Genomic DNA, 20,917 nt, shown 5'->3' with positions numbered 1-20,917 from the left:
GGCAGGACCATGAATCCAATCTACCAACCCACCGCCTTCTACCGCTTGCAGTTCCATGCCGGCTTTACCTTTGCCGACGCCTTGGCCATCGTCCCATACCTGCGCGACATGGGGATCAGCCATGTCTATACATCGCCCATTCTTGAGGCCAGGCCGGGATCGACCCATGGCTACGACATTGTGGACCATCAGGCCCTAAATCCGGAACTTGGCGGGCGGGAAGGTTTTGACGTCTTGAGCGCGGCCCTGCGGGATGCCGGCATGGGGATGGTCATGGACATTGTCCCGAACCACATGGGCATCGGTCGCAGCGACAACCTGTGGTGGCTGGACGTGCTGGAGTGGGGACGTAGCAGTCGCTACGCCCATTTTTTCGATATCGAGTGGTTTCCCGAGACCCACGGGATTCACGACAAGGTCCTGCTTCCGATCCTCGGTGATCTCTACGGGGCCGTGCTGGAACGCGGGGAACTGCGGCTGCGGTTCGACGCGCCGACCGGTTCCTACAGTGTCTGGTATTACGAGCACCGCTTTCCCATCTGTCCGTCGACCTACCACCGCATTTTGGCTCCCTGCCTGGAAATGGCCGAAGATGCGGCGAGCAATCCGGATGTCCGGGCCGCCTTTACCGAATCCAAACGCCTGCGCAGCAAACCCCGCTCCAACACCCGGCGCAAGGCGCTGCGCACTCGCGGCACGACCTTCAAGCAGACGCTGGCTGGACTGACCCGTGACATCCCGGACTTGCACAAGGCACTGGAAGGCGCCGAAACGCTTTTTGCACCGGATTCACCGGATGGACTCGGGCTGGAACGGCTGCACAAGCTCCTGGAACGCCAGCACTACCGTCCTGCTTTTTGGCGCGTGGCCGGGCGGGAAATCAACTATCGCCGTTTTTTCCAGATCAACGACCTGGCCGGCCTGCGCGTGGAAGAACCGGAGGTTTTCGCCGCCGCTCACGTCCTGATCCGGGATCTGGTAGCCGAGGGGCAGGTTCACGGGCTGCGCATCGATCATATCGACGGCCTGTACGATCCGTCCGGCTACCTGGACCGATTGCAGAAACTGCTCAAGCCGCATGCGGAAGCAGCGGGCTTCGCAGCGGGTCGTTTTCCGGTTTACGTGGAGAAAATTCTGGAGGAGCATGAAACCTTGCGCACCCAGTGGCCCGTGCACGGCACTACGGGCTATGATGCCTTGAGCGAGATCCATGCCGTGCAGTTGGATGCCGCCGGCGTCACGCAGCTGAAAAGGTTCCATGAATCCCGGGAAGGAGCGGGCGCCGCGGACGCACACGACGAAGGGGTCCGGGCCAAGCGCCAGATCATGGACCAGGAACTGGCCTCGGAATTGGAGGTTCTGGCCACGGAGACGACCCGCCTGCTCAAGCGCGATCTGTATTCCAGGGATTTTTCCCGCGGCGAGGTCCGTCAGGCCCTGCGGGAAATCGTCTCCCGCTTTCCTGTCTATCGCACCTATGTCGGGTCCAGGGGCCCCTCTCCCGAGGATAACCGGGATCTGGACTGGGCCCTGGGCCTGGCCCGTCGAGCCCGGGCCGTGAGCCATCCCCTGCTGTTCGACCTGCTGGAAGCCCTGCTCAAGGCTGCCTGGAAACCGCGCGCCGACGGCCGGCCCAATGCGGAATGTCTCCGCCTGGCCCGCAAATTCCAGCAGTTCACCGGTCCGGCCATGGCCAAAGGCATGGAAGATACCACGTTCTATCGGGTCCTCCCACTTGTTTCCATGAATGAAGTGGGCATGGGACCCGACCGGCGCGTCAGTTCCGTGGGCGACTTTCATCAGCAGATGATCCGCCGTGCCGCCCGCTGGCCCCGGTCCATGGTCACCACCGCCACCCATGACACCAAGCGCAGCGAGGACGTTCGGGCGCGCATCGCGGTCCTCTCCGAAATGCCCGCTGTCTGGGCCGAACATGTGGACCGCTGGCAAATCCTGAACCGTCGGGCCCGGCAGGAATCCGGAGGAGCAATGCAGCCCGCCGGCCGGGATGAGTACCTGTTCTACCAGACTCTGGTCGGAGTGTGGCCGCTGAATCGCACGGGAACCGAACTTCCGGCCCCTGAAATCCTGTCCTCCCTGCGCGAACGCCTCCAGGCCTATATGATCAAGGCCGTCAGGGAAGCCAAGACCTATACGTCCTGGATCGATCAGGACGAAAGCTATGAAAACGCCCTGAACGGATTCGTGGCCCAGGTGCTGGACAGTCCGGCATCCGTGCCGTTTCTGCGGGATGTCCATGAATTCGCCCAGACCCTGGACGTACCCGGAGTGTGTAATGCTCTGGCCCAGGTGATCCTGCGCCTGACCATGCCCGGCGTTCCGGACAATTATCAAGGCACGGAACTCTGGGATGATTCCCTGGTGGATCCGGACAATCGTCGTCCGGTGGATTTTGAGACCAGGACCGCGCACCTGACCGCCTTCACTGCAACCAGGAATACCCACGACCAGCAGGAATTCATCACAACACTCCGTTCTTCCTGGCAGGACGGACGTCTGAAACACTATCTGCTCCGACAGCTGTTGCACCTGCGCCGCTCCCATCCGAACCTGTTTTCACACGGGCGGTACGTTCCCGTACATGTCGCCGGCGCTTATGCCGAACATGTCCTGGCGTTTGCAAGAATCCATGAACGACAGGCCCTGATCGTCGCCCTTCCACGTCTGGTAGCCGGCCTTTGCGGACCGGACAAAAGCTTTCCCACGGGCCAGGTCTGGGCGGACACAACCCTGCGCCTCGCCGGCGCTTTGCACAGAAAAGGCAAAGGCCTGCAGTGGCGAGATGTGCTCACCTTGCAGGCTGCCGAACCAAAGGAATCAACCCTGTCCTGCACTGAACTTTTCGCCAACCTGCCGTTTGCGGCATTGATTTCCGAACCACGGAAATAATTCCGCACTCCAACAAATCCTGAAGATTCGAAATCGCAATCGATCAATTGCCTCCACGATTGCGCGTCTTCTCGTTCGGATGCCCCACGATTTATTCGATCAGGTTGTAACTACTCAGCTGCGGCCCGGCTTGTCTCGATTTTTCGGCCTCGCAACTCCTTCGTCGGCTTCGTAACATCGAACCATTGCCTGAATTAACAGCATTTAGCGCTTCAAGCGTCCGGCAATGGTTCGATGAACGAATCCTGACTCAGTCAGACAGGCGATGCCGAAAGATCGAAACAAGCCGGACCACTTCACTCCATGGAATCAAAAGTACTGAATAGTTACATCAGGCTTTGCAATAATATGCAGGACATGCCCATGTTGCTCATGTCCTCGATGTTGTTTTCAGCTATCCGGGTGGTTTGGGCCGAACAGGCGTCCGTAACCACCACCACCCGGTAATCACGGGCCAGGGCGTCCATGGCCGTGGCGCGAATGCAGTTGGGGTATTGTGTTCCGGCCATGACCAGGGTCTCGACTTGCAACCTGCGCAGCAGCAGATCCAGTTCCGTGCCCAGAAACGCGCTGAACCGCTGCTTGGTCAAGACATAATCTCCAGGTTCCGGCGTCAATTCATCCACAATGCGCGCTCCGGGCGTGCCCGTGACGCAGATCCCTCCGGATTCGCCGAACAGTTCGCGACGCGTGTATTCCACGTCTGATCCATCCGCCCGGTGCTCGCGGATCGCATGTACCACGGGCCACGGCTGACGGCGGGCATGATCCAGCAGTTTACGAATTGCGGGAATGGTCGCCCTGGCCCCTGCCACCGTAGCAGGAGCGCCGGGCAGGACAAAGTCGTTTTGCATGTCCACCACGATCAGGGCGGGATTGATAAGCGTCAGCACGGTACGCCCCTAGATTTCATAGTCCACCACGCCTCTCGCCGAAACCACCTTCTTCACGAACTCCACGCAGCGCATATGCTCGGGGTGTTTCTGATACCCCTCCAGCGCCTCGCGGGATTCCAACTCGGAATAAAGCACCACATGCCATTCCGGCGAAGCCTGGAAAACATCCAACCCCACCTCCAGGTGCTTCAGCCCCGGAATCTTTCCATTCAATCTCTCAAGCATCTCTTTGATTTTCAGTGCATTCTCCCCGGCAGCGGCCCCTTCAGCCTCATCCTTCAGCGTCCACATGACAATATGCTTGATCATTGCTTCCTCCAGGTAACAGGTTGACTACATTATAACTCCATAGAAATTCGGATCATTTTTACAAGTCGCAAATTCCTTTACAAACCTCAAACATCAAGCCATTGAGTGAAAAAACAGAGCTTGATGATCCAAGTCCACCTAAAGGAACGAGATCGAATCCCGAATTAAGTACGTCACGCAACGGGGCAAAAGCAAGGCAATCCAGGTGAGTAATTTGGGCCAAAAAAACGGCAGTCTGAAGCAAATTGCCAAATTGCCTTTGAGCAGCCAGGAGGTTGGAATTGATACGGATAAGGGGAAAATTAGTAACTGCTCAATAAGGCTGGGCAACCAACCACGCGGATCCGTCTTGCCTGGATACCGGTCTGCGCCTGTAGACGAATGGAGTACATTGATAGCGAGTTTTCTCGGTCGTCACCCCGGCGAAGGCCGGGGTCCAGGTGTTTTTGTGTGGTCCACTTGCCCGGAGTTATTGAGCAGTTACGAAAATTACGATCACATGAGAATTATCATTGCGGTAAGATTCGCGAATCGGTCAACCCCAATTCGAAAGCCATTTTTTTAAATTCGGGTGTGACGTCCATATCCAGTTCTGTTTTCAGTCTTTCCTTGTAGCGAAGAAAAATCATCCGGGCCTCGCCGGATCGATCCAGATTCTGCAGGCAATTGATCAACCGAGCATAGAAATCTTCATGGAGAGAATCCATTTCCAGGGCCTGTTGATAGCAACGTCGTGCCGCGTTCCAATCTTCCGAATGCTCCAGGATGTCGCCGATGGTGGCAATGAGTTCAAAATATTTGCTGCGCAGGCAGTCTCGAAATGAGATTGTCCATGGAAACGCAACGTCTGCAGGCAAGAAGTGGCCTCGGTACATATCCAAGGCCTCTTGAGCCAATAAAAAAAGTTGAAGCGTATCTCCGTCCATCCCTTCAAGCTTGGGTACCATGCCAAGCCGTTCCTCAAGTTGACGGATACATTTGCAGAGGTGACTGAACGTCCAGGTATCGACCCAACAAAGATGCGGGTTCAGGTAAATTCGAGTGTTGCTGACAATTATCGCCTCATTACAACCCAGCAAGCCCCGCAATCGGGACAGCGTGGTGGTCAGGGAACTGTGAGCCCTGTCGCCATCGGAATCCGGCCACAACAAGTCGCAGACCTCTTCCTCCCCTGCCCCGCTCTCTCCCACAGCAGCCAGTAACTTCAACAAATCCAAGGGGCGTCGTTGGACCTTGCCAACAAATTGAACAACTTTGCCATCCCGGAGCAGTTCGAATCGACCCAGCATGTGGATCCGGAACAACCAAGGCCAATTCAATATTTCCAGAGGTGGTGGATCGAGAATCAGATTTCTTCGACGAATAAGATGCCGGGCATATTCCACTTCAATGTCGTTTTTAAGTGCCGTGGCGCAAAGCATGGCCATCATAGTCGGTCGCCACTGCAGAAACATGTTCAGATAACCTTCCCTGCGGCCCAGGGCAAAGCCTTTGCCCAGCAGTTTCAATCCTTGCTCCGTTCGGCCTTGATCAAGGGCGAAATACGCAGCGCAAAGCAGCCACATGAATTTCTGCAAATTGCTTCCAGAGTGGGCAATGAAGTCCGCGAGTCGCTCCATGAGTTCTTCACGCTCGTCAAACTCTGCGCTTTCATGACATGTTTGCGCCTTGGCCAGACCAAAGAAAGGAAAAGCAAACCAGGCACCTGTCTCTTCAACAATGCGTAACGCTTTTCCGGCGTCCTGGTCAGCCGGCAGGATGTTGCCGCAAAATAAGTGAAACGTGGCGGCCAAGTAGTGATAATATCCTCGGGCAAACCGCTTGGTTCGAGGCACAATGTACTCCATTTGCCCCAGATAGCTTTCCGCGGCGGCAACATCGCCCATGGTCAGGGCGGCAAATACGCCCTGTCCAAAGAGCATAAAATTCCAGGTTGTCAGGTCATTGTTCCGGGACAGGCACAATCCTTTTTCCACCAAATCCCTGGCGAGATCCCCGCGTGCAAAGCAGAGGCTTTGCATCAACGCCTCCAAGGATTTCCCCTTCACCTTATGGACCATCTGCACATCTGAAGCCTCCAACACACGTTGAATGCTTTCGGAGATGATTCGGAGCTTGGTCAAGTCGCCCATCCATGTGGCGTGGAAGGCAGCATGGAACGTCGCAGGGAGATGAACATGTCCGGAACAGAAGCGATAGTTATGCTGTAATGCCAATTCCAGCCACCGTTGAATATCCCCGGCTCGGCTCGGCCGCTGAAATACCAGTGCTCCCACCATCCCGGACGTCACACGGGCTCCGAGTTCCGTAGCGGGAAGCGTCAAACCTTCCGCAAGCAATATCTCCAGGGATGTAATCCATTCCTCAAGAGAGAGATAATCGCTCCAGTCATAGATGTAGGAATCCACTGCGCCGCACCAGGAAGACAAGATACCTTTTTCATCACGACGGACACGAAAGGCTTCGAAGGAACGTCCAAACAGGTCTCGACTGCGAATGGGATCAGTGACTTGATTGCATACGCCCAGCCAATACAAAAGCCATGGCTCTTGATCCAAAACGTTTTCCGGAAGGCCGAGAATCCATTTTTCCAAAGTCGGAAATCGACTTTGGCTGACCAGTTGCGGGGCATGGTCAAGAATGAGCCGTTCCAGGCGAACCGTGGCGCCGGCCGTTTGAAGCAACTCCACTGCCCTATCTATATGACCGGATGATTCCAAAAGCTCGGCCGCCTGACAACGCAACTCATCCAGTGTTTCGTCGCCATATTGCTTTTCGGCAATGGACTGTAGAAAATGGGCAAACAGTGGATGATATTCGTACTCCGGTTTGGCGGCAGCATGGCGTACGGTAAAGTGGTTGTTGTGAAAAAGCAGCAGCAGGATCTCTTCGGTCTGGCTTGAACCTGACAAGGCGTGGGCCATGTTCACTGTCATTTTACGCAATAACGAAGTTTTGATGAGAAAATCACGAACTTTGGGATCAAGTTTTTGAAATATTTCAACATCAAGATATTCGAAGACCTTTGATGTGGGCATTCTGGTTTTGGCGTTGACGATGGTCCCTCCGCAACGCAGACTGTCTCCAAGCAGCACCAAACCTGCTGCCCAGCCCTGTGTTATATCCAAAATCGACTTACAAACTTCGCTGGCAAAAACATCCGGTCCAAGAAGTTCCTTGCTCTCAGAAAGGGTGAAACGCAGGTTTTCCCAGAAAAGAAAATTGATTTTCTGTTCAACTATCATGTGGATCGAGTGCATTGGAGCATGCAGCCGAGTTGTAACAAAAATCCTGCATCCCGAAGGCAAAACCGCAAGTGCCTCCAAGAAACGCTTGTGAATCTCGGAATCCATCCCGTCTTGATAGTTGTCAAGCACCAGACAACAGTTAGCGGGAAGCCGCATCAAGAACTGTTCAAAAAAATGATCCGTAAATGATAGGAGATGTTGTTGATGGCGTGAACCGAATGCGTCCTGTTTCGTTTTCTCACCTGCCAGAAGAGGTGACGCGGCCTCGACCAATCGTGAAAAGAAAACATTAGGTTCAATGTCGGTCTCATCCATCTGATACCAGATGAGAGGCAGCTTTCTGGCCTGAACATAGCCGGCGACAAGAGCCGTCTTTCCCGAACCGGGAGGCGCGGAAATCCAGGTCAACGGTCGTGAAGACGCGTTGTCTAAGAGTTCAGACAGCCTTTCACGGACAATCAATTTCCCCACGTCCGGAGGAATGAACTTGGTGTATGAGATTCGTGACATCTGCCGACTCCATAGATTTGCCAAGCATACATCCGATTTGTCCAGCCGCCGAATTTGCTCATTTTTCCCTGATCCGCTCAGCTTTTGGGCATCGCAGGAAATTCATCCCATTCGGAGCGGGTGTGCCTTATGTTTTGAAATTGTGAACAGCTACAGCATAATAGCTGAATTAATCAACACTGAAATATATTACTGAAGATTAATACTGACGAGTATCAGTAATAATCAGGCTTTATCTCAGTATTGTTGATAAAATAGTAAAAAAATGAAGATGTGTTGAAGTGCGTTAAGCACAGGAGGAGCGCATATCTGAAATGCGCGTCGGCTGAGCGGAGAGCAGAGGAATCAAGAATGCTTTCAATGCAAAAGGGCGCTGGTTAGAAGGTTGGCAGTTCCTGATGTACCGTTTTTGCTCCGTAAGGATAGGTAGGAGGGATGTCACTTTGGTAGGACAGGCCTAAGTACGGGACAAAAAAATAAATTGTCCAATAATTCTGGTAATTTTTTTCTTGACATCTAGGCCTTGCAAGGGAGCCTATGCGTGATGTCATTTTTTTTTAGAGTGCAAGTATTCCGGTCCTATTGATTTGTTGCACAAAATCTTAATAATCTCTTGATATTCGAGAATATATTTCAATCTGTAGAGGAGAATGCGTTGAAGATGATCAAGCCCTACCTTGAATACGCTTTTTTCCTTTCGGCCATGGCTTTTGATCATGATCGGCTGTTTTTTACACTCCAGTTCGCCGGAAAGGTAGGCCCAGGTAAATCCAATAGCTAGTATCCCTAGAAGATTATTAACTCTTTCTGTGTGCGTTAAATGTGTATCTTCTAGATTGAAGCCACTTTTCTTAAAACATTTAAAAAGACTCTCAATTTCCCATCGCATAGCATAATCACTCAAAGCGGAGTAAGCTTCATCATCTGTGATTACAATTACAAGTTCGCCAAGAGGAGATTTGACACATGCAATAAATACATGATGACCCCACAGAATTCTTCTGCCTTCAAGTATTTTTTCTTGCCCCGGACCAATGCTCCTGAAGAAATTTTTTAGTGGTGCGAGTTGCCCGTTTTTTTTGTTTATGATTTCTTTTTCTTTAACCCTGATTCTAAAGTTAATTTTTGCAACATTTTTTAGATAATATACCCAGTCTTTACCAATGAATTCCCTGTCACAGAGAATGCTTTTAATTATTTCTTTGCCAAAAACACCAATGAATCTTTCAACAATTTGAATTCTGTCATTAGTATTTGATGAGCCTCCATTGTTGTCTAGCATTTTCCACATTACAGGAAACGCAATTCCATCATAAGTAATAGATAGCATTAAAATATTAATATCAATTTTTCCGAGCTTCCAGTTTGTTCTGTCTATCGCAAGAATTACATTTTTCTTGTCACCTGGATATAAACGGAATAAAAATTTTGAAAGCATTATAAAATCAAATTTAAAATCTTTGAAAAATCTTTGACATCTTTTATATCTTGAATCTTTATTTGCTTTAACATCCATAGCGTTAGAAATTCTAGTCAATTTTACAGTCTGCACGATAAAAAGAGCCGTCATAAAATCTACAATAAATTTAGCTCTGGAAAGATTTATGCCAAGTGAAGTCTTTAAAATGGATTTCAAATAATTTTCGCTAAGCACAGAAGACCTCCTTTTTCTTCTGCTATAGCATAGCGATATTATAAAATGGAATATTTTTAATCTACACGACGCTCTCTATGTCTTCATTTTATACATAATGCATGCTCATATTGCACCCTGTAAGCCATTTTACAAGAAATAATGAAATCAGCCTTATCTCTGAAACGCTCTGTAATTTAGATTAAAATTGTGCAAATTGAGTATTGAATAGTAGATTTCTTTATAGAACAAATCAAAAAAGATAATGAATGCCGTTATTAAATATTTTTTGTCCTGTACTTAGAGGACAGGCATCTTGCCTGTCTGTGCAGGCGAGATGCCTGCATCGTTCAATTCACAAACGGTATTTCAGTAACAGCCATATACCTTCATTTTCGTGTAATTTGATCAACGGGGAAGATCTAGGAAACAGATATGGTTTGTGCAAGAAATCTATTCAACCTGGTCTTTCGCGGGAGGTTAAACTTTTTCCGGATGCTGTAGCAGTGGGATTGCACGCATCGTAGGGATATTCGCAGTAACTGGCTTATTTCCCGACAGCTTCGACCGTCGGCAAGAAGCAGTGCCACCTCATATTCTCGTTCCGTGAGTGAGCACCAATTATTGGGAGCAATATCAGAGTGATCGCTGGAACCAACCATGAGTTTTGTCAAAACAGTGTCTACCAGTATACGGAACTCATCACTGGGCGCCAATCTCCGTAACCGTTCCACAACCGGCAGAATTTCACTCTTCCACTGATTGATTGCGGCTTGAACGAGGATCTTGCGGTCATTTTCATGTTTCTGGACCAGCACGTCCAAGGCAATATTTGCTTGCCGCAACTGCTGAGTCCGGTTCATCAAGTCAATGCTTTTCTGCTCCAACTCCGTGATGTGCTTGCGGACATCTTTTTCAAGTCTTTTCTTTGTTCCGGCCAATTTACGGGTCAACTGCTTCAATTTGTGATTCTTTTTTTCAAGATGAGCCAAGGCGAATTCATATTTCCTGCAAAACGCCTCACACATGCATGCCTGGCTTTCGGCCAGGGGCTCCTGCATTTCCAGCGGACGATTGAGTTGAATCAATCGCCGCTCCAGGCACACATTAAGTACGGCTTCTTCCAGGTTCGCATAGTATGGACAAGGTTCGGTAGCCAAAAATGATGATCCGGCAAGGTTGTTCATGGTGCCTCCTCAAGCAGCGATTCATCTTAGGCATACATGCCGTAATATGCGGATGGCCGGATGGCCTTCAGATCATGTCAATAAATATGAAACATTACACCCTCAGAAACAGGTTCCATGTTCTATGCATGAATAATGTATCCAAGTAAACAACCTCAGAGGTATGATTTCGGGACGTTTTGATAAATTATTGTCACCGAAAGCGGTCAGACCGGCTCAAAGCCATCACTCTGCCTTGGTCGGCTTTTTTTCAGCGGGGAGGATGGACACGAAGCGAGTTTCGGCTTCGGCCATCAGTCGTTCGACTTCCAGGGCTTCCTCTTCCTGGAAGGTGGCCCGCAATTCGGCCACATATCTGTCCAGCAGTTCGCGGATATCCTCCAGGGCTTTTTCATCCACTGGGCGTACCGCCATGTCCGCTCCGGAAGCCATTCGCCGTTGCAGGGCGGCCTCGGTGAATCCGAATTCCGGATACAGGCACTGGTAGATCACGCCGCCGGTCATGCCCGAGCAGATCCACGGTCCCGGATCACCCAGAACCACGACCCGCCCGCCGGTCATGTACTCGAAGGCAAAACCTTTCAGATGAGCGCGGACAGCCAGGTTGCCCTCTTCGTCGCGAACTCTCGCGGTGATTCGCGCCCCGAACACGGCGTCCGCTCCAGACATCCGGATGCAGGCCCGGGAATCGGCATAATTCTGGACCATGAGCATTCCGCCGATGGCCCCGTAGGCGAAGCTCTTTCCCGTGGAGCCGTCCACGCGACGCCCCAGCAGGTTGGCGCCCTTGAACACGCCGCACGCGCCGCCGAAGCTGCCCTTGGCCGTGCCGTCCTGGGCTCCGCCGTCCACCATGACCTCGATGCCCGGAATGTTGAACGCGCACAAACCATTGCCCGGTACCGAGGAGTCCAGGCGCAGGCGGGCTTGACGCTCGCCGGTATCGCCGAAGCGACGGACCACGGCCCCTGCAAGATAGGTGCCCATGGCCCGGTCCACGCTGCGCACGTACTGGTCCGTGTAACGCACTTCGCGGGTCTGTTCGTCGGCGAACTCGGAGACAGAGATGTTCGCCACAAGTTTGGTCAGATAATTGAGTGGCTTGCGGACAACACGCAACGCTCCCGCAGGGCCGCATGACCCGTCTATGGCCGGTTTGGCCAGAATATCATCCAGGGCCACGGCTTCCTTGTGGGAGATCTGGGTCAGGAAGTCCGTCCGTCCGACCATGTCCCGCAGGCGGGCAACACCGAGATCAGCCAGTATCGCGCGCATCTCCTCGCCGATACAGGCCAGCAGACGGACCAGATTGTCCGTCTCCGCGGCAACGTCCATCGCGGTGAAGCCCTTGACGCCCCGGGCCAGGGCATCCTTCCTGGTCCGCAATTGGGTGGAAATGGCGCGGGGGCAGGCGTCCAGGTGGCAGCGTCGGCAACTGATGCATCCCAGCCCCATCAGCGCCACCGTGCCCAGGCCCACCCGGTCTGCTCCCAGAAAAATCATTTTCACGGCGTCCGCTCCGCTGCGCAACCCGCCGTCGGCCCACAGCTCAACACTGCTGCGCAATCCCGACTCCACCAGGGCCCGGTGCGCGTAGGCAACACCGATCTCCGCGGGCAGGCCGACATATTTCTTGCTATGCTCCCGGGCCGCTCCCGTGCCGCCGTCAAAACCGGAGACGGCGACAATGTCCGCCCCGGCCTTGGCAACACCCACGGCAATGGTGCCGACCCCGCTGGTCACCGGGATTTTGACGGAAATCCGCGCCGTGGGGTTGGCTGTTTTCAGCTCGGTGATGATCTGCGCCAGATCCTCAATGGAGTAGATGTCGTGATGATTGGAGGGCGAGATCAAGGGGATGCCGGGCTTGCAGTGCCGGGCTTCGGCCACCATGGCCGTTACCTTCTGCCCAGGCAGATGGCCGCCCTCGCCGGGTTTGGCGCCCTGTCCGATCTTGATTTCCAGAAAATCAACGGAATTCAGGAACGCCATATGCACGCCGAACCGTCCCGATGCGATCTGCTGCCCTCGGTTGTGACGGTACCTGCCGAGCATGTCCGGAATTTCTCCTCCTTCGCCGTTCAAGCAAATGATGTTCAGAATTTTCGCCGCGTCGGCATAGGCCCGGAAGGAGTTTTCACCCTGGGAGCCGAAGCTCATGGCCGGAATGTACAATGGCATGTCGTGATTGCCCACGCTGATATCCACATCCCGCATGACCAGGGGCTTTGCAAGCTGTGTTTGGGGTGCAAAACCCAGGACATGGCGCAAGGCCACGGGATTCGCCTGTTCCAGAGCGGTCAGCTCCTGGGCCATCTCCCGAAATCCGGCCACGCCGGTGGCGGCTCGGCGCAGAATCTTGCCGACCATGGCATTTCGGGGCGGAGTGCTCCAGAGCGCAGCCGGGACCTGATCCGTGGCCTTGGCCAGACGGATGCGAGCCGTCTCCTCCATGCGGTTCATGGACAGCCCCGTGTCCGCGGAACGGCAAAAGTTCGGACACTTGAAGACGGCAGCCAGATCGTCAGCCAGTCCGATGGAGGAGAAAATCCTGCCGTAACCGCACAGTTCATGAATGCCCATGGTGGACATCACTTTTTCCATTCCTTTTTGGAGGACGTCCATGGTGGTCCGAATGACCGTCTCGGCCGGACGGGACTCGGTGGCATGCAGCCTGGCCATGCGCCAGATCAGGTAGGGGTTGATCGCATCCGCGCCCAGACCGATCAGGAACATCACATCGTGCAGATTGCGCACCGCGGCACTGCGCACGATGAGTGAACACCGCCGCCGCAACCGATGCTCCTCCAAAAAGTTGCCCATCACGGCCAGGGCCAAACCCGGGTCGAGATAGACCCGGTCGTCGGAAAAGCTGCGCGAATCATCCAGTATCAGCAGAACCGCCCCGTTGTTGATGGCCGTACGGGCCTCGTTGCACAGATCGTCAAGACGCAACGAGAGGTCGCCCCGCGGATCAAAAGTGGCGTCCAGGATGGCCACTCGACCGGGATCACGGCCCTGGGCGGTAAAAAAAGAAAGCACCGCATCCATGGTCTGGGTGCCGAACTCCGCGGCCAGTGCGGAAAGAGCCGAGCCGCAAACCTGACTGTCCAGGCAGCCGCCCAGCAACAGCGGAGTCCGCAGTTCCAACCCCACGGCGCCGGGACGCTCACGACTGCCCATTTCCGGACGATCGCCAAGGATGCAGCGCGTTGTGAAGTGGTCCGCTTCCCGCTCCCGGTCAATGGCCGGATTGGTAACCACGGCCACGTTTTCCTTGAAATACTCGGATATGTTCGGCAGCCCCGCACCGCTCAGGCAGGCCAACGGACCCTGGTAGCCCATGGAACCGATGACCGCTCCACCGGTGGTTGCGGTCTTCTTGCGCATCTCCACGTCGTATTTATGCCAGCCGAAAGCCGCCAGAACATTATCCCGGGTCATTTCCGTGGGCGTCATGCGCGGCAGACCATCGTCAAACAGGTCTTCCAGACGGACCAGCTCTCCCTTCTGTTCGGGTATATCGCGGTAGTACGCCTTCACTCGCTCCTGAAGCGCGCTTCGGCCCTGCATCAAGCGAACCAGGCGGCGCTGATAGGCCCGGTAGTTGAAGACCACGGCCCGGCGACCCGAAACGGACAGGATCGCCATTTTTTCTCCCGGCGCCAGAGGAACGGGATCTGAGGCCGTATCCTCCAGATCCACCACGCCTTTTTCCGATGAAAGGTAATAGTTGTAGTCGCTTTCTCCGAACCAGAGCGGACGCAGTCCCAGGGCGTCCACGCTGCCGATGCAGACGTCGCCATGCCGGGCGACAATCGCGGCCGGCCCCTGGGCCGAGGGCGGAAACAGCCAGCGGTAGGTTTCATACACCTTGCGCAGGTCTTCGGGATACTGCTCCACCTCGCTGTGCACCGCCGGGAAAAGCATGGCAAAGGCTTCGGTGAGTTCAAAACCGAAGCGATGGATCAGGCCTTCGATGCACCGGTTCAGATCCTGGGAGTCGCTGCCGCCAAGGACCGGATCGATGCCCAGGTTCCGGGACGCGCTGCGCAGACGCTCAATGGTGTTGATTTCACCGTTGTGGGCCAGAATGGAAAAAGGCTGCGTGCGCTCCACCGTAGGCAGGGTATTCGTGGAATACCTGCTGTGCCCCAGACAGATCTTGGAGCGGGTGGCCGGATCACGCAGTTCCGGATAGACCCTTTGCAACAGATCAGGGCCGCCGCGAACCTTGTAGACCACAGTGTCATGGGACAAGGAGGCCACATGCAGGTCGGGTTCCATGGCTTCCAGCTCCTGCACGACCTTGAACAGGAGTCGGCCGGTGGTGATGCGCACTTCCTGTTTCACAAGACCGGCTACCTGCCAGAACAGAGGCGTTTCGGCCCGGGCCATGGGACCCAGTTCCGCGTCATTGGTCCGGCCCCGCAGTTCCAGGAGCAGATCCAGGCCGCGCAAAGCAAATGTTCGGCGGATCTTTTCGCATATCTCTTCTGCCCGCTCACGGATTCGGTGCGGGAGGAGAAAATGACCGACGAAAAAACCGCTGGATTCGGCCAGGTGCGGCGACAATCCGGCTTCATGCAGCCTGTGGCTCCAGAGTTCACGCGGAATGTCCGTCATGATTCCGCAACCGTCCCCTTCGTCATTGATGTCGCCGGAACGATGCGCCATTTTTTTCAAGGCCTCGATGGTCCGGACCACATTGGCGTGGGTCATCCGGCCGCGTTTGTCCACGAAAGCAATGATGGCGCAGGCATCGCGCTCTTCGCAAAGAGCTGCGTCTGGTCTGGAAAGCTGGACGGGATGGGACACAAAACCTCCAATATGGATCATGGTTGCAATCTGATGGCGACATGAAATCGTCGGCACAACCTTCTAGGGACAGTTGAAAACGCAAACCTGTTCGGCATGCACTTTGCCGCCGCAGTTTTGATAGCAGAGCCGATATCGTTCTTCACAATGATCATAATCCGTGGTGCAGAAATCCAATTGCGAACATTCGGATGAATTGGGCTCCCGACCTTGCCGCCGGATGTTGTCCTTGCAGCGTTCTTCATCGAATCTGACGCGATTTCTGCAGTTTTCCGCCTTCATCTGCTCAAGCTGCTCACACTGCATCTTGATGTTCTCACACTGAAAAATGCAGGTTTGACCTTGTGGATTACCAGGCGGAACATATGAATACCGAGTATCATAGATCGGACCGCATCCTCCGGTCATGACGGCCAACAATGCTGCTGCGATCAAAATCAAGGAAATCCGCTTCAAGGACATGCCAAACTCTCCTGTGATGAGGTTGCTGAGATAATCGACTACCGGATAGTCAGTTTTTTTCGCCTGTTGCAGCTCAGTTCGGGAGCTTCATTCCGCATAACGGGTTCATATCTGCTCCTTGCATGAGCTGCAATATCCGTCCTCCTTTTTTTTGGTGGCGGCACCAGAGAGGCTGGAGAACGGATATCAGGCGGGAAGAAACGGAGGTTGCGGCACAACCCGGAACAATCAGCACCAGGCATTACCTGTCGCCTGTCCAGGATTCATCAGCTCCGCTTCAATCCGTTAATACTGTATATAACAGGGAAGTTGCCGCGCTACGGCTTGATGGTACGAAGCCGTCGAAGGAGTTTCGATCCAGCCAAAACAGAAAAATCAACCGGGAGAGCAAATCTTTCCTGCTGCCTGAAACGTTCAATCTTGCCTCATGCTGAAAGATTGTTTATATGATTCGACTGAGTCGCGCGTCCCTATGCATCTCAAAACACGTCAAAAAGCTTTAGTCTGGAGGATATCGAAAACATGAAACGCATAGTCCTTTTCCTGCTGACAAACATTGCAGTCATTCTTGTTCTCAGCATCGTTTTGTCTCTGTTGGGATTCACCGGCATTCTCGATGAAACCGGCGTCGGTCTTGATTACGGCAGCCTGTTGCTGTTTGCCGCTGTATTCGGTTTTGGCGGTTCATTCATCTCCCTGGCCATGTCCAAGTGGATGGCGAAAAGGTTGACCGGAGCCCAGGTCATCACCACGCCGCGCAATCAGGCCGAGGCATGGCTGGTGGAAACCGTGAAATCCCAGGCCGCACGCGCCGGCATCGGCATGCCTGAAGTCGCCATTTTCGATCAGGACACTCCCAACGCCTTTGCCACCGGCATGACCAAGAACAGCTCCCTGGTCGCGGTCAGTACGGGCTTGATGCGGGTCATGAACAAGGACGAGGTCGAGGCCGTTCTGGCCCATGAAGTCAGCCATATCGCCAACGGGGACATGGTCACCCTGACCCTGGTCCAGGGCGTGGTCAACACCTTTGTGATCTTCATTTCCCGCGTTGTGGGCTACTTCGTGGACCGCGTGATTCTCAAGAACGAAGAGGGCTTGGGGATCGGCTTTTTCATAACCAGCATCATTGCCCAGATCGTTTTTGGCATTCTGGCCAGCACCATCGTTTTCTGGTTCAGCCGGCAACGGGAATTTCGGGCCGACGCCGGCGGCGCGAACCTGGCCGGACGCGAGAAGATGATCTCGGCCCTGGAAAAGCTGCGCAAGAGCATGACCGAACCTTTGCCGGAACAGATGAGTTCCTTCGGCATCAGCGGCAAGACCGGCGACCATGGCCTGAAAATGCTGTTCATGACCCACCCGCCCCTGGAACACCGCATTGCCGCTTTGCAGGGCAAAAGCGTCCAATAGCTCCGGCGGTCTTTCCAAGTGATCAAGTCCGCCATTCGGCTGTCCGAATGGCGGTTTTTTTTTGCAATCCTGCCGAAAATTCGTAACTACTCAGCACTTTTCATGAGATACTTGGATTGTTCCGGCTTGTCTCATTTTTTGGGCCTCGCCTGTCTGACTGAGCCAGGATTCATTCATCGAACCATTGTCAAACGCCTGAAGCGTCAATGGATGTTTATTCAAGCGATGGTTCGATGTTCCGAAGTCGGCAAAGAAGTTGCGAGGCCGAAAAATCGAGACAAGCCGGAACGAAGCTGATAGTTACAAAAAATCAAGGTCAACCGGTCCTTGGATGAGCAGCCACACCGGCGAAAATGAGTTGAGGCAGCGGCGTTTACGGAATAACAGTTGAAATGGAAGCAGACCGTCGTCCCCATAACCCTTTATCCCCACTCAGGACCAGGCAATGCTCATCAATACATTCTGCCATATCCCGCGCATCGGAAATATCAAGGAACGAAAAATCTGGGAGGCCGGCATTCCGACCTGGGAGGATGCCCTGAGCAACGGCCAAAAACATCCGAAACTGCTTTCCAAGACTGCCCTGATAACATTGGAAGAATCCACTGAACGCCTGCACAACGGGGAAGCTGACTGGTTCGCCCAATGTCTGCCCAAGTCGGAAACCTGGCGGCTTTGTTCCCATTTCAATGATCGAGCGGCCTTCGTGGATATCGAAACCACCAATGATGACGGAGAGATCCGGATCACGACCATCGCCCTTTACGACGGCAAGCGGCTGCGCACGTATGTCCAGGGCCGCGATCTGGAGTCGTTCTGCGACGATATCCTGGAATATTCCTTGTTGGTCACGTTCAATGGACGGTGCTTCGACGGTCCGATTCTCGAACGCGAACTCCAGGCGCAATTGCCCAAGGCCCATGTGGATCTTCGCTTTGTATTGCGGTCTGTCGGGATTACTGGCGGGCTGAAGGCCTGTGAACGCCGTCTGGGGCTGAGTCGGGATGAACTGGAAGGCTTGGACGGATATTTTGCCGTGCTGCTCTGGCACGAATACCAGACCACCGGTGATGAACGGGCCCTGGAAACGTTATTGGCTTATAACGCCGCGGATGTCCTCTCCATGCCCGTTCTGCTGGCCCATGCCTACGAGGCCAAACTCAGGGAAACGCCCTTTCATGTGGCTCCGGTGCCCTGCCCGGACATAGCGAAAAATCCTCACCGCGCTCATGAAGAGATCATTCAGCGCATCCGCAAACGCTTCGGCCTGCGCTTTCTGTCCCAATGGGGGGATCACAGCAAAGGGTAAACATCCCGCATCGGCATGCATCCTTAGCACTATATCGACACTTCCATTTCCATCATGGAACAAGTTGTTTAACCACGGGGCACACGGGGGGGCACTGGGAAGAAATCATGATTTTTACGGGATATGTTCCCCGTTTCCCCCGTGATCCCCGTGGTTAATCTCCAGCGGTATCGTTGTTTCTACAAATGTCGTTGTCGTGTTAGGGATGTTCCGGATCTACGAAACCTTGCTTCCGGGCGGGACCTGATCCGAGGGAGCGAGAAGGCGAAGCCCTTCCGGAGCATGCACGGCCAGGACCATGCCCTGGGACAAGGCTCCGCGCAATTTGCGGGGCTTCAGGTTGGCCACCACCACGACTTGGCGACCCACCAGATCATCCGGCTTCCAGTACTCGGCGATACCGGCCACGATGCTCCGCGCCTCGGGTTCAGCCAGGTCAACGTGCAGATGCAACAGCTTGTCCGCTCCCTTGACCGGCTCGGCTGAGAGTACTGTACCCACACGAAGATCCAGGCGCTGAAAATCGGCAAATTCCAACAATTCCGGAGTGGATTCAGCAGCCTTGGCAACTTCGGATGCGATTGCTCCGGAGCCGGGCGAGCTGTCGGCGTCCTTGGTCTTGGGCTTTCCGGTTTTCAAAGCCGCGGCATTCTCGTCGCGGCTTTGTGCCGACTTCGCTGTTTCCAGCCGGGGAAAAAGGCTGGAGGATTGGGCGACTTCCGTTCCAGGCTCCAGTGCTCCCCAGCGCAAGACCTCATCCGCCAAATGCGGCCATAACTTCGCGGGCCTGCGATCGCCGAGCTGGGCCAGCATGGTTTCGCTTTCTTCGGGCATCACCGGCCAGAGATGAACGGCAACCTTGCGCATGCCTTCGAGGAGCGTGTACATCACCGTACCCAGTTCCTCGCTGCGTTGCTCCTTGAACAGGGTCCAGGGCTGGGACGCGTCCACGTACTTGTTCAGCGCCCGGACAAGGGTCCACAGGGATTCCAGGGCAATTGAAAACTGGAAACGCTGGAAATGGGCCTGAAAATTTTCCAGGCACTCCGAGGCCAGGACATGCAGCTCTTCCTCTGCCTGCCGGATGGGACCCGGGGCGGGAACCTTACCCTGAAAATACTTGTGGGTCATGCTCAGCACGCGGCTGAACAGGTTTCCCAGGTCATTGGCCAGGTCCGCGTTGAACCGCATCCGCAAGGCATCCTCGGACACATTGGCATCCTGCCCGAACTGCATCTCCCGCAACAGAAAATACCGAAACGGACCGCGCCCGTACTTCTTGGCAAAATCCAGCGGCTCCACCACGTTGCCCAGGCTTTTGCTCATCTTGGTGTCCTGGACCAGCCAGTAGCCGTGGACGTTGAGGTGCCTGTACAGCGGCACACCGGCGGACAGGAGCATGCAAGGCCAGAATATGGCGTGGGGCTTGAGGATGTCCTTGGCCACCAGATGCTGGGCCTGGGGCCAGTAGCGCTGAAACCGCTCGCCCTCCGGCCATTCCAGGGCGCTGATGTAGTTCAGGAGCGCGTCGAACCAGACATAGGTCACGTAGTCCGTGTCAAAGGGCAGCTCAATGCCCCAGGACAAGCGGCTTTTGGGGCGGGAAATGCAGAGATCCCCCAGATCCTCGCGCAGCAGCCCCAGGACTTCGTTGCGATAGCGCTCCGGGCGGATGAAGTCCGGGTTGGCCTCGATGTGTTCCCGCAGCGGCACCAGGTACTTGGACATTCGAAAAAAATAGTTCTTCTCCTGGATGAATTCCGGCGCCGTGAGGTGGTCCGGGCATAGACCGTCCCGAAGCTCCTTTTCGGTGTAGAATCGCTCGCAGCCGAAGCAGTAGTGCCCGCCGTACTCCCCGTGATAGATGTCCCCGCGATCGTAGATGAGCTGCAGGAAACGCTGCACGATTCGAATATGCCGGGGCTCGGTGGTCCGGATGAAATCATCGGGCTCCAAGCCCAACTCGCTCCAGAGGGATCGGAACCGGGCGCTGATCGTGTCCACATAGGCCTGGGGAGTTTCGGCGTTGGCCTCGGCGGCCTGAACGATCTTGTCGCCATGCTCGTCCGTGCCGGTCAGAAAAAAAGTATCCCTCCCCATCAGCTTTTGAAACCGGATCATGGAATCGGCCACGGCAGTGGTATAGGCGTGCCCCAGATGGGGTTTGGCATTCACATAGTAGATAGGGGTGGATAGAAAAAAGGATTGCAAGGAAAACCTCT

Annotated in this window: 10 protein-coding genes; 3 read left to right on the top strand and 7 right to left on the bottom strand. The window is 54.4% G+C overall.

Translation table 11 applies throughout. The features are described 5' to 3' along the window. Positions 1-9: 9 nt before the first annotated feature. A complete protein-coding gene (gene treY / locus ACYQ15_RS05145; protein ID WP_459936452.1) occupies positions 10-2,910 on the top strand; it encodes a malto-oligosyltrehalose synthase in 2,901 nt (966 codons plus the stop codon). A 326-nt stretch (positions 2,911-3,236) separates the two neighbouring features. On the opposite strand, the gene ACYQ15_RS05140 is transcribed toward treY, so the two are convergent. The 6 genes from ACYQ15_RS05140 to ACYQ15_RS05115 form a co-directional block, all read right to left on the bottom strand. Beyond that, positions 3,237-3,803, bottom strand: a complete 567-nt coding sequence (locus tag ACYQ15_RS05140) for a cysteine hydrolase family protein (RefSeq protein ID WP_459936451.1) — start codon at positions 3,801-3,803, stop codon at positions 3,237-3,239. Positions 3,804-3,812: 9 nt separating this feature from the next. Then, complete coding sequence (locus tag ACYQ15_RS05135) at positions 3,813-4,115, bottom strand: Dabb family protein (RefSeq protein WP_459936450.1); 303 nt, start codon at positions 4,113-4,115, stop codon at positions 3,813-3,815. Positions 4,116-4,624: 509 nt separating this feature from the next. Beyond that, complete coding sequence (locus ACYQ15_RS05130; RefSeq protein WP_459936449.1) at positions 4,625-7,873, bottom strand: AfsR/SARP family transcriptional regulator; 3,249 nt, start codon at positions 7,871-7,873, stop codon at positions 4,625-4,627. Between the two features lie 547 nt (positions 7,874-8,420). After that, entirely contained in the window at positions 8,421-9,527 is a 1,107-nt protein-coding gene (locus ACYQ15_RS05125; protein WP_459936448.1) for an IS4 family transposase, read from the bottom strand. A gap of 401 nt (positions 9,528-9,928) precedes the next feature. Further along, positions 9,929-10,693 carry a response regulator transcription factor gene (locus ACYQ15_RS05120; protein ID WP_459936447.1) on the bottom strand — a complete coding sequence of 255 codons (765 nt, stop codon included), beginning with the start codon at positions 10,691-10,693 and terminating at the stop codon, positions 9,929-9,931. Between the two features lie 225 nt (positions 10,694-10,918). Beyond that, on the bottom strand, positions 10,919-15,511 hold the full coding sequence (locus tag ACYQ15_RS05115; protein WP_459936446.1) for a glutamate synthase-related protein: 4,593 nt from the start codon (positions 15,509-15,511) through the stop codon (positions 10,919-10,921). A 984-nt stretch (positions 15,512-16,495) separates the two neighbouring features. On the opposite strand from ACYQ15_RS05115, the gene htpX reads away from it, so the two are divergent. Both htpX and ACYQ15_RS05105 read left to right on the top strand, forming a co-directional pair. Continuing rightward, positions 16,496-17,386 (top strand): protease HtpX, encoded by an 891-nt coding sequence (gene htpX / locus ACYQ15_RS05110; RefSeq protein ID WP_459936445.1) that lies wholly within the window; start codon positions 16,496-16,498, stop codon positions 17,384-17,386. A 445-nt stretch (positions 17,387-17,831) separates the two neighbouring features. Continuing rightward, complete coding sequence (locus ACYQ15_RS05105; RefSeq protein ID WP_459936444.1) at positions 17,832-18,695, top strand: ribonuclease H-like domain-containing protein; 864 nt, start codon at positions 17,832-17,834, stop codon at positions 18,693-18,695. A gap of 216 nt (positions 18,696-18,911) precedes the next feature. On the opposite strand, the gene metG is transcribed toward ACYQ15_RS05105, so the two are convergent. Next, complete coding sequence (metG, locus tag ACYQ15_RS05100; RefSeq protein WP_459936443.1) at positions 18,912-20,906, bottom strand: methionine--tRNA ligase; 1,995 nt, start codon at positions 20,904-20,906, stop codon at positions 18,912-18,914. Positions 20,907-20,917: the final 11 nt, after the last annotated feature.

The organism is Desulfonatronum parangueonense (assembly GCF_054656975.1).
This window is presented reverse-complemented; position numbering and strand designations above follow the sequence as displayed.

Excerpts from the sequence above, each read along its gene's own strand:
- ACYQ15_RS05120 (WP_459936447.1), bottom strand. The coding sequence starts at position 10,693 with ATGAACAACCTTGCCGGATCATCATTTTTGGCTACCGAACCTTGTCCA.
- ACYQ15_RS05130 (WP_459936449.1), bottom strand. The coding sequence starts at position 7,873 with ATGTCACGAATCTCATACACCAAGTTCATTCCTCCGGACGTGGGGAAA.
- ACYQ15_RS05135 (WP_459936450.1), bottom strand. The coding sequence starts at position 4,115 with ATGATCAAGCATATTGTCATGTGGACGCTGAAGGATGAGGCTGAAGGG.
- treY (WP_459936452.1), top strand. The coding sequence starts at position 10 with ATGAATCCAATCTACCAACCCACCGCCTTCTACCGCTTGCAGTTCCAT.
- htpX (WP_459936445.1), top strand. The coding sequence starts at position 16,496 with ATGAAACGCATAGTCCTTTTCCTGCTGACAAACATTGCAGTCATTCTT.
- ACYQ15_RS05105 (WP_459936444.1), top strand. The coding sequence starts at position 17,832 with ATGCTCATCAATACATTCTGCCATATCCCGCGCATCGGAAATATCAAG.